The sequence below is a fragment of the Mucilaginibacter sp. GW821-FHT07H05 genome (assembly GCF_059418485.1).
Map to the genome: position 1 here is coordinate 190,815 of NZ_JBWKPY010000002.1, position 10,994 is coordinate 201,808.

The 10,994-nt window shown below is 44.3% G+C and carries 7 protein-coding genes; 1 reads left to right on the forward strand and 6 read right to left on the reverse strand.

What is annotated here, in order from left to right:
- Positions 1-99: 99 nt before the first annotated feature.
- The 5 genes from AC07M6_RS04885 to dnaG all read right to left on the reverse strand — a co-directional run bounded on the left by AC07M6_RS04885 (position 100) and on the right by dnaG (position 9,346).
- Positions 100-1,830: a glycoside hydrolase family 26 protein gene (locus tag AC07M6_RS04885; RefSeq protein ID WP_494887802.1), complete on the reverse strand. Its 1,731-nt coding sequence runs from the start codon at positions 1,828-1,830 to the stop codon at positions 100-102.
- Complete coding sequence (locus AC07M6_RS04890) at positions 1,827-5,501, reverse strand: glycosyltransferase family 2 protein (RefSeq protein WP_494887803.1); 3,675 nt, start codon at positions 5,499-5,501, stop codon at positions 1,827-1,829. The genes AC07M6_RS04885 and AC07M6_RS04890 overlap by 4 nt, the downstream gene beginning before the upstream one ends.
- Positions 5,502-5,579: 78 nt before the next feature.
- Positions 5,580-6,908, reverse strand: coding sequence for a glycoside hydrolase family 2 TIM barrel-domain containing protein (locus AC07M6_RS04895; RefSeq protein ID WP_494887804.1), 1,329 nt, complete (start codon positions 6,906-6,908; stop codon positions 5,580-5,582).
- Between the two features lie 147 nt (positions 6,909-7,055).
- The gene (locus tag AC07M6_RS04900) at positions 7,056-7,424 is read right to left on the reverse strand and encodes a YraN family protein (protein WP_494887805.1); all 369 of its coding nucleotides are present in this window, start codon (positions 7,422-7,424) and stop codon (positions 7,056-7,058) included.
- The gene (dnaG, locus tag AC07M6_RS04905; protein WP_494887806.1) at positions 7,424-9,346 is read right to left on the reverse strand and encodes a DNA primase; all 1,923 of its coding nucleotides are present in this window, start codon (positions 9,344-9,346) and stop codon (positions 7,424-7,426) included. Before dnaG ends, AC07M6_RS04900 begins: the two co-directional genes overlap by 1 nt.
- A 148-nt stretch (positions 9,347-9,494) precedes the next feature.
- Here dnaG and AC07M6_RS04910 point away from each other — a divergent pair, with 148 nt between their 5' ends.
- Positions 9,495-9,998, forward strand: a complete 504-nt coding sequence (locus tag AC07M6_RS04910; RefSeq protein ID WP_494887807.1) for a hypothetical protein — start codon at positions 9,495-9,497, stop codon at positions 9,996-9,998.
- 50 nt (positions 9,999-10,048) lie between these two features.
- Here AC07M6_RS04910 and AC07M6_RS04915 read toward each other — a convergent pair whose 3' ends face one another.
- Positions 10,049-10,918: a hypothetical protein gene (locus AC07M6_RS04915; RefSeq protein WP_494887808.1), complete on the reverse strand. Its 870-nt coding sequence runs from the start codon at positions 10,916-10,918 to the stop codon at positions 10,049-10,051.
- Positions 10,919-10,994 lie beyond the last annotated feature (76 nt).

Genomic DNA, 10,994 nt, shown 5'->3' on the forward strand with positions numbered 1-10,994 from the left:
TGCACAAATATATTGTATTTACCCTATCCCGTAAACGCCTTTTATAACGATTGATTAACGGTTACAGTACGGCATAACTAAACTATACAGCTATTTAATTTATTCCTGCTTGCCGGTATCTTTAAAATAACCCGAAAAGATCTTCATGTTTTGGGGTGATATGCTCCAATCGGGCGCTTTAATGCCTCCCCAGGCTTTGGGGTTATCGTACAGGTTAAAGTAACATACGCCAAAAACATGCTTGTTAGCTTTAAGGGTTTCGGCAGCCCCTTTCAGCCAATTCCTTTGATAATCTTCGGGGCCTTTTACGCCTATTTCGGTTACAAATAATGGTCTGTTTAAAAAGCGCATGCGGTAATATTTGCGTTTAAATATGGTGCTGAAGGGCTCCTGCTTATTAGGGTCGGTAATGTTTTTATCGGGCAGGCCATAAATGGCAACGCTTATAAAATCAACCACATCGCTGCCCGGCCACCAGTCTGCCGATCCGCGGTCGCCCGCCGGGCCCCAAACCCTACGTATGTTTTTTGCATGCCCTTTATCAAACAGCATAAAATACCTGAAAGCGTTAATATAGGTTACCGGGTCCTTACTTTGCCAGGCATAACGGTGGATAGGGATCTCCATTTCATGCGCCCAGCGCAGGTAAACCGTTTGCCCGCAATCAGAGATAATGCTGTATAACTTCTTTATCCGGGCATCATACCGGCCATCCAGCGTGCTTTGCAGCGCGTTGGAGTCGGGTTGATTACCTACATCTTTCCAGGGTTCCATGGTTACGATCACATCATGGTGACGGGCTAAAACAGAATCAAACCGCAGTTTAAATTCTCCGCGTTCTACCTCGCCCAAATCAACAAACATGTGCTCTACCGATACGTTCGGATCATGAAGCAAGCGCCTGGCGGGGTCAAAAACGCCTATGACAAAACCGGTCCTTTCGGCTTTAACCGCCGCGCTGTCGCTATAATTTTGCGGCGAATAAACGGTGGTTTTGTACTTATCCATGTAAGCATACTCCCAGGTAAGCAAATCGCGGTAAAAATTACCGGCATTAGCAGCAGGAGAACCAATGATGAGTACCGGCTTATTTATAAAACGCATGCGGTGCAGTTTCAACCGCAGCAGTTCGGGCACATTGGGGTTAAATTTGTAGGCGTCGGTGCTTTTTTCAGAAACACTCCCCAGGGTAATACTTGCATAGTCTACATTGGCCGGTCCGGGCCAGTATTCCGTATCGCCGGGGAAACCGGAGGGACCCCATACTATTTTTACACGGGGGGCCACATGCTTAAGCTTTACGGCTACATAATTAAATGCCTGGATATACATTTCGGGCCCCTGCAACTGCCATGGGTATTGGTAGGCCGGCACATCCATATCGGGGTTCCAGCGTACGTATACCTGGTGCTGGCTGTTGGCTATTACTTTACCCAGGCTCTCAATATCGCTATCAAATTTTCCTTTTATGGTCTCGTATAAAACGTTTCTTGTCTCCTCGCCTCCAAAGTATTTTTTTAGCCAGACTTCAACCGTTATCAGGGTATTGCCTTTCTTTAATTCTTCGGTCAGTAATTTTTTGTCGAAGCTGATTGCCGTACTTTTCCAAACTACGGTACAATGCGCCAGGTTAACCGGCGCTAAGGAAACAGCCGGGTGCTCCCTGTCATAAATGCCTACTACCGGCTCGGTCAATCTTTCATAATAATCGTTATAAAAAACCGACCGGATATAGGGCTGCCCTTTGATATAAGCCCCGGTTAACACCACTACCAGGATGCAGATAATGACATATAGTCCCGATCTTTTGCCTTTTGCCGTCGATATCATTTTAGCGGGATATTTAATATGGAAAACGCGGTTGTAATATCGTTACCCTTTGTACCTATCAGGTATAGCCGGTAATAACCAGGGTAACCAGGCACCGTATAGTTTAAGGCTGCGCCCTTGCCTACCAGGTTAATAGCTATGGGGTTACCCCACCCATCGGTACGTACCTGGTACCATTCAAAATTGAGATCTGTCTGCATGTATTGCGCCAAATGCCAGTTATTCTTTTGGTTTATCAGGGCAAAATAAGGCAAGGTTTGTCCAGGTATTGTAGTCACTGCCGGGCGCAATATTTTTATCTGCGGCAGGTGGTTATAAGCCACATTTCCACGCCAATGGTTCACTACCTGGTAAAACTCGGGCTTATTGCGGCCCCATATATCTTTTAAGCCGTTAAAGGTTACGGTTGATGCGGTTTGCTGATCCTGCCAGTTACCAATAAACACCCCGGCATTGTTATGCTTTAATTTAAAATACTGCTGCGCGTCAACATTACTGAAATAATAAGGCTGATCTAATTGATGGATCTGCGCGGTATCTTTCAGGCTCCTCTCCAGGATCAGGCCATACGAGTCTATTTGCGGCACGGCATCATGCAGCATGGCAACGGTTTCTTTCAGCGTAGGCGATATCAGTACATCAACAGTAACCATTCTTTCCGGGTCAATAGTTTTGATATCAGCTATTAATTTTTTTAACCAGCCCATATAGGCCTGCTGCCGGTAAAACAAGTCGGGTTTGTAATAATAATCGGCTAATTGTTGCAGGGTACAGTTGCCAATATTCCAGGCAACAATTTGTTTGTTGTTTTTATTCTTTTTAACCGTTTTCTTTATTTTATCGGCAAGCTTATCCAGGTACGATGCATCATCTATAAAATTATTAGGGTCGGGCACCCAAAAGCTATAGTGGATCTTTAAACCCAGTTTTGCCGCTAATTCAAGCGTGGTACGGTCATACACATTAGGGCCATATAACCTGATGGTGTTAATACCCACCTTTTTTATATTAATAAAGTCGGCGGTGATAATCTTTTTAGTGAGCGCGTAAGTATTACCATACCAATTTTGCCCTTTGGTATACAGCACCCCATGCACCGAGTTAAAAGTGTTTTTGCCTGGCAAATGATTTACCGCGGCTGTAACAGGCAAGGCAGGCTTAGCCGGTATCACCTGTTTTGTTTTAGCCTGCTTGTTTAGCAATTGCCCCAGGCCCTTCAGGTGCGCGGCGCGCCAATTGAGGATCCCTCCCGAACCATCGGGCACGTTTTTATCAAAGCCCGAATTAAACAGCACAATCCCCTTTATCTCGGGGAAGTTTTTGTTCATTATTTTAACACTGCTGTTTAACCAGTTCTGCTGTTTATCGTTTTGCTGCAGGCTGCCCAGCTCGGCAATCATTACCGGCAGGCCCAATTTCATCACTGGTAATAAATGGAATGGGCGATACAACTTTTCAAAAGAATATGATTTTTTATCAGGGTTGTATTGGCCATAATTTAAACCGGTAATGCCTATCCAATCTACATAGTTTTTACCCGGGAAATAAGCCTCGGCAGCTTCAGGCTTCCAGGGGTTCCAAACCCAAACTACGTTATAAGCTTTATGGGTTATAAAGGCATCGTGCACATATTTCCACGCGGCTTTAAACTGTTCAGGCGTGTTGCCGCCGGTTGCCGACCAGGGGTAAAAAGGGTTATCGGCCTCGTGTGCGAAACGTAGAAATACCGGGCGGTTCAAAGCTTTTAATTGCAGGGCGAAGCGTTGGATATAATTATCAAAGCGCCCTTTTACGATATTGGCAAAAACATGTTTTTCGTTATCGGCCTGTCCGCCTGCAAACAAGGTTTCCCAGGGCTCCCAGGAGATCATGGGTACCGAGTTGTTTTTATAAACGTTTTGCATATCCGCCACCGGCACAAAGCATTTCTGTTCATCGCCCCAGGGGATATAAAACGATACGATATCAAAATGCAGCTTATATTTTGATTGATAAGCTTTTACCGTATCCATTGGCGTAAGGCCGTCATCGGCCTGCGCGGGCGCAAACAGGCCTGTCAAAAAGATGTCCTTTTTGCCAACATATACAGTTGGGTCAACATCATCGTCCGACCGGTTAACTACGTAGCTAAGACTGATAATCAGCACGATGAGCATAAGCCCGACGCTCCGCATGCCCGAATACAGTCTGCGCCTGAACAGCCAGAAACGCCTTTTTACCAGGCTGATGTAATTGCCAACTATAAAAAGATACCTGTGCCGCTTACTGTACGACCTGAATTTTAACTGCTCGCTGGCCATCAGCATAAAAATCATAAAAAAGCAGTTGATGCTGCAGATCCAGGCCATTACAAAGGTAAAGGGGTTCCAATCGTTATATAAACCATAAACAATGGCGATGATGGATAACACCAGTACGCAGATATTGGGGAGATTGATATTCAGGTTCTTTTCTTCTTCAATACCTTTAGGCGTGGGTATGTAGGGTACTTTTTTACGGATGATGGTATAAACAAAGCCCACAATAAAAACCCACCAGGTACCAATCAGCAATAGCCCGCCAATTACGTGGAAGCCGCGTTCGGCATCTTCCGTGACCCATCGCTGCACATAATGCCTGATTAATATAATGGAGGTAACCAAAGGCAAACTGATAATGGCAAAGGCCGAAAAATCCATATAAAGCGGATACACATCGGCAATCAGCGAAACAATGGGAATTAAAAAGTTGATGAGGAATACAAAGCCCGATAAATAAAACAAGGGAATAAGGCCGTAATGCAGTTTTTGCCGCCAGCTAAATTTGGTGAACAAAGTAACGTACGAGGTAACCAGTAACTCAAATACCCCCCTCGACCATTTTAGCTGCTGCTGATAATAAGCCGATATGGTTGCCGGCACCAGTCCCCTTGCTAATACGGCCGGCACGTATACCGATTTCCAGCCTTTGGCGTGCAGTTGCATGGCGGTATGCATGTCTTCGGCCAGGCCCGCGGCATGGCCGCCTATCGACTCTAACGCCGTGCGCCTGAACGTGCAGTTTGCCCCAATGGCCTGCACGGTGCCATAGGCGTTCATGGTCATCATCATGGGGCCGTAAAACTGGTAGGTTTGCTGGGCCGCGCCCTTGGCTATCCAGCCCTGGTCCTGGTTTGAGTAAGCCTGAACTACCTGTACAAACCCAACCTCGGGGTTATTAAAATGCCCGACAATGGGATCAAGGAAATCGGGCTGTGGCACATGGTCGGGATCAAGCACCAGGCACAGTTCACCGTTTGATTGGGTTAGCGCATTGTTGATATTACCCGCTTTCGCGTTAATTTTTTTGATACGTGTTACGTGGTTAACGCCTAATTTTTTACAGATATCCTTTAAATAAGGATCATCGGCCTCATCACATAAATAGGTTTGATGCGGATAGGTTATAGCCTGTATAGCCTCCAGCGTTTCCACAATCATTTCGTAAGGCTCGCCTTTGCAAAAAGTAGTAAAAATATCAACCGTATAGGTTTTTTGGGCAACAGGAGTAACCGGGACTATAATAGACCAGTAATGATACCACTCGTACAGGATTTTGAACGAGGTATATATGAAGGTAAAAACCAATAAATAGTAGAGCGGGCGATAACCAATTACCGTTTTGTTAAATAAGCTGAATAAAAAAAACGCCATACAACATATCCCGATCAAGATCATTAATCGCAGATTGAGTAATTGTTTTTTGGTCGGTGTTGCTATCATCAATATTAATTATTGGTCTTCCACTACATAAAAAGGCGTGTTACACGCAGCGAAATAGCCATTTTTATTATACACTTTAACAAAAACACGGTAAGGCCCCTCTACTAACGGGGTACGGAATGTAACCGACGGCCCGTTTGTTGAAACAATCAGATCGGTTAAAGGCTTCAGGGGTTTCAGGTTATGGATATGCTGCAGCCTGAACCAGTCTTCGGGCTGTATTTGCCATTCAAACCGCAGGTCTTTATTGCCGGCATCGTTAAGCATAAAAACCCGGGCATTTACAATGCTATCGGGCTTATAAATAATATTATCCTTTGCACCCTTGCCATCCACAAGCATATAGTTAATGGAGGGTGCGTGTTGAGTGGCTTCGGTACCCGTCCACAAATACTGCATCACATTCACCCCTTCAGACATGTTGCCTTTTTCATCAAACAGGCCAAACCAGGTAGGTGTAGATTCCTGCTTTTGCCCCCAATAAAACACCATGGCACCCAAATACCGGGGATTTTTTACCGGCATAAAATTTTTATAGGTAGATAAATATTGCTCGGCTTTTTTATTGCTTGGGCTTTCAATATAAGCGCCCCAGGCGGTTTGATCGCGCCCCGGCCAGGGCCCTTCAATACCCCATTCCGCTATTAAAAACGGCCCGTCCCAGGCCCAGCTAAAGCTCTCCAGTTCGGCCCCCAACGTCCTGAGTCCGCCAAAAACATTAAACGAAAGGAAATCGATATCTGTGCGGTGTTTGATATTAAAAAGGTCTTTCCGGTGAAAGTTATTCATGGTGGTGGTAACCGGATGGTTAGGATCATCATGGTGGATCATATCAACCAGGGCGTTAAACACCTTATAAAACTTGTTATAATTAGGCTTAATGGGGAAGGCAAGCTCGTTACCCAGGCACCAGCTCAATAACGCTTCGTGGTTTTTGTATTTGTTAACCAGCGACTTATAGGCTTTATATTGGGCTGCAACCAGGTTGTCTTTTTTATAAAAAGCTTCCATGTCGTCGTTATAAGGCATGGGTAATTGTATAATTACGGCCAGTCCGTTATCTTTTGCCTCATTCAGTATCCGGTCAATATTTAAGGTATCCCAGGTGCGTATGGTATTGCCGCCTACCTCTTTTAGTTTTTTTAAGTTGGTATAACCCGCGCCCCCTTTTACAATAAAAGGTTTGCCGTTGCGGTAAAGGGTGTACTTGCCCTTGCTATAATCAATATACACCGATTGCTTAGCATGAATATTGGTTTTACCGGGTTTAGTGCACGAGGAAAAAAAGGATATCAGCGCAAGCAGAAATACACCTGCACGTAAAATTACAGACTTCAAAACCAATTAAATTTTATTCAAAACCATAGTGATAAATGTAGTTTTTTTTTACTTAAAACAATAAAATTGTGCACATTAATTTCAAAATCCTAATAGTTAATAAATAAACTTTCGCGATATCCTGCCTTTACTATTATCTAAATTCTGCTATTCGGGTTTGGGCCAAAAGGCATCTTCAATATGGTTTAACCGGTAGCTCCCGCCGGCATTAAACAGGATAGCGATAATATCAAACCGCACATCGCCATTATGGCCCATCAGATAGATGTACTCGCCGGCTGCTTTGGCTAACAGCTTTTGCTTACGCAGATCAACAAAATCTTCGGGCTGGCCAAAGCCGGTGCCGGTGCGGGCTTTCACTTCGGTAAAAATGATCACGCCATCTTTGTAAGCGATCAGGTCTACTTCGGCTTTGCCGTGGCACCAGTTCTCGTCCATTATTTCATAACCGGCATTTTCCAGATGGGTTTTGGCTAAAGCTTCGCCACGGCGGCCAAGATCATTATGCGTGGCCATTATTTAAGAATCGTAATTCCCAATTCATCAGCAATTTTTTTCTCTATACCTTTCATATATTTATGCTTATTTTGAAGGTCTTCTATTATTGCTGGGTCTGTAACGTCTTTCATTGCTTTCCATAGAGAATCAATAATTACTCCTATTTTCTGCTTTTTAAGATGATATATAGCCTTCATCACAGTTCTCTTCAAGTCCTTCTGTTCATCATTGGTTGAAATTTTATGCATTTCAGCCCAATTCTCACTTAAAATATACATAGGAGTTAGAAAATCTATCACCATATCAACTATTGGTTTGTCATCTAAATAAATGAAATGTTGATCATCTGGTATAATTCCCTTTTCCACTTGTTCACTATATAACTCTACAAATTTTTTATAATTTTCGTGAACTAACTCTACGTCATTAATTTGAGTTGTGATAAATGGGCCTATATATGTATTGGCATTACCATCTAAATTAATTATTTGATTTCCATATAAAATCATCAATCGCACTATATCTCTTTCTTGTTTTTCACCATCTGCGATGGCAGGTTCTGGTACAGGTTCGGTAGCTATCGGAGCGTCATCAAATGGTGTTAACGGCGTATGTCCCTGGCTATCCTTGCGGGCTTTGGCCTGGCGCATTTTGTTCAGCTCGGTTAGTAAGGCGCGCTCATCAATCTGCATCAGGTTGCTGCACTCCTTAATAAATACCGATGCTTTGATCGAGTCGGGAATTTTGGCAATACTTTCCACCACCTCGCGGATCACGCCGGCCTTCAGGATGGGGTCTTTACCAGCCTCCTTTAACAGGATATCGGTTTTATAAAGGATAAAATCCTTGCGGTTATCGTCTATATATTTTTTAAAGGCGCTGCTGCCCAACAAGCGCACATAGGTATCCGGATCGTGCCCATCGGGGAACAGTACAACCTTTACATTCAGTCCTTCCTCTAATATCAAATCCAATCCCCGTAAGGATGCCTTGATGCCCGCCGCGTCACCATCGTATAAAATGGTGATGTTTTTGGTGAGGCGACCGATCAGCCTGATCTGTTCTACCGTTAACGATGTGCCCGACGATGCCACCACGTTCTCAATCCCCGCCTGATGTACCGATATCACGTCGGCATAACCCTCTACCAGGTAGCAGTTATCCTCATCGCGCATGGACTTTTTGGCAAAGTTCAGTCCGTATAATACGTTCGATTTATGGTAGATCTCACTCTCTGGCGAGTTCACATATTTTGGTACGTTCTTATCGCTTTTCAGCGTACGGCCGCCAAAGGCAATTACCCGGCCGGTATAGCTATGTATCGGGAACATTACCCGGCCGCGGTAGCGATCGTACAAACTCCCATTCTCCCGTTTAACCGACAGGCCGCTTTCTACAATAAACTCTTCTAAATAACCCTCCTTTAAGGCCTGGGCCGAAAACGCTTCCCACTGATCGGGCGAGTAGCCCAGTTCAAATTTGCGGATGGTTTCATTGGTAAAGCCGCGCTCTTTAAAATAGCTGAGGCCTATGCTTTGCCCTTCGTCGGTTTCCCACAGGCTATCCTGGAAAAACTTAGCGGCATAGCCCGATACGATCATCAAACTTTCGCGGCGGTTCTCTTCTTCCTTGTTCTCTTCGGTTACTACGGTTTCCTCAACCTCTATCCCGTACTTTTTGGCCAGCCATTTCAGGGCTTCGGGATAGGTGAACTTTTCCAGCTCCATTAAAAACGTAACGGCCGAACCGCCTTTACCCGACGAAAAATCTTTAAAAATGCCCTTAGCCGGCGATACCGTGAACGACGGCGTCCGCTCGTTTGCAAAAGGCGACAGCCCGATATAATTGGCCCCGCGTTTTTTTAATTGTACAAATTCACCTATAACCTCCACAATATCTGTGGCTTCCATTATTCGGTCTACGGTGCTTTTTAAAATCATGCGTCAACCACAAATGTAGGGCAAAAATGGGTAGGGTTGTTTACTTAAACTTAACATAATTTTCCACGCTAATCCACAATTTAAACCACCTTATAAACGTATTGTAGCGTTCGCAGCAAACTATTCGTAATATTACAAAAGCCATAATATGAAAACCAAACTAACCTTCCTTATTGCTGCCATTGCCATTTTGGCTATCTCTTTCGGTTGCAAAAATAACAAATGCTGTACACTGCCCAAGGAAACCAATACTATCGTCGCCCTAAAAAACAATGCCGAATGGCGTACGGACGGGTATTTGACCCAGTACCATGCGCGCAAGGATACGGTATTACTGTGGGGAACTAAAGGCGATGAATCACTGACTATGCAGTTCAAAAAAACAGGTGATGGTTATACCCTGATCGATGCCCATTTCACCATATTACTGGGCGGGGACGTGATTATGGCTACCTATATTTTGGACACGTCGAAAAGCAATACATTCAGCACAATTACAAATACTAATGACCTAATGGAAGGTACGTTTGAGCTTAACTTTAAGCTGACCTATGGCTATGGAACAAACACGTATCCGGGAACCGTAGTTTTTAAAGGCGGGCAATTCAGGATAAGATGGGACCATGTGTATACAGGGCCGCTGGCGGGTTAATTGCCATTTCAGAGGGCAGTTTTAAGTCAGCCGGTTTGCTACCGGTTATGCTATTTCTTCACCATATAGGTAGCCAAATTGCCCTTTGCAAATATGTTATTGGTTTTTATAGCTGCCTGATAATCATCAACCATGGCATTATTGGCTTTAATCATCGGATCGGGCTGGCCGGTCAGCTCGTACTCAAACTTGTGGAAAATGTACGACCTTACCAGGAAAGCTTTCAGATCAAGGTCTACACCTACATCATTTAGCAGGGGCGACAGGTAATCTTTATCTAACAAATAATCAAGCCCTACAATTGATTGCATTAAACCCAGTAGTTTAAAACTGTTGTTTTTAGCGTCGGCGTTGCTATACTTATTGGGCGTAGCATTGTATTTCCGCATTTCTGTCACAACCGGACTTAAATCGGCAAACATTTGTTCTTTGGTATAAAACTTAAAACCTCTAGGCAGCAAAATAGGCGCGCTGCTGTACTGATCGGTATACAGCGTAATAGTATCCTTGGTGCCGGCTTTAGTTACACGGAACTGGTCGATATTAACATTGTTGATCATCGAACTGCTTCGCGACAGCCAGATGATTTGCGAGCCATCGGCCCAAAGCAGCGCTTTGTAAAAACGGTTCAGTTGCAGGCTTATTTTCTTTTGGTCGCTCAGGTCCTCCACGTACGATCCAACGGGTATCGGCAGTTCGGGTTTTAAGCCATAGCCTTCGGGGGCAGGGGTATCGGCATGTTTTAACACCATATACTCATAAAACGCATCGGATGGCGTGCCGGTAACAGGCGCGGTTACAACAGCAGCCGGTGCCTGGGTTTTTGCAGCAGGTTGTTTAGCTTTGGTGGCAGGTTTAGTTTGTGCCTTTGCGGCAATGGCCAAAAGCACCAGGGGAATCAATAATTTTGCGGTCTTCATAAAAAATCTGGCATGAAGATTAGCATAAAATAGCAACTAAGCAAATAGTAGGATAATAATCTGATATTTTTAACAA

Bases quoted from the DNA above. Each gene is read 5' to 3' on its own strand.
- dnaG (WP_494887806.1), bottom strand. From the start codon at position 9,346: ATGATTTTAAAAAGCACCGTAGACCGAATAATGGAAGCCACAGATATT.
- AC07M6_RS04910 (WP_494887807.1), top strand. From the start codon at position 9,495: ATGAAAACCAAACTAACCTTCCTTATTGCTGCCATTGCCATTTTGGCT.
- AC07M6_RS04890 (WP_494887803.1), bottom strand. From the start codon at position 5,501: ATGGCGTTTTTTTTATTCAGCTTATTTAACAAAACGGTAATTGGTTAT.
- AC07M6_RS04885 (WP_494887802.1), bottom strand. From the start codon at position 1,830: ATGATATCGACGGCAAAAGGCAAAAGATCGGGACTATATGTCATTATC.
- AC07M6_RS04915 (WP_494887808.1), bottom strand. From the start codon at position 10,918: ATGAAGACCGCAAAATTATTGATTCCCCTGGTGCTTTTGGCCATTGCC.
- AC07M6_RS04900 (WP_494887805.1), bottom strand. From the start codon at position 7,424: ATGGCCACGCATAATGATCTTGGCCGCCGTGGCGAAGCTTTAGCCAAA.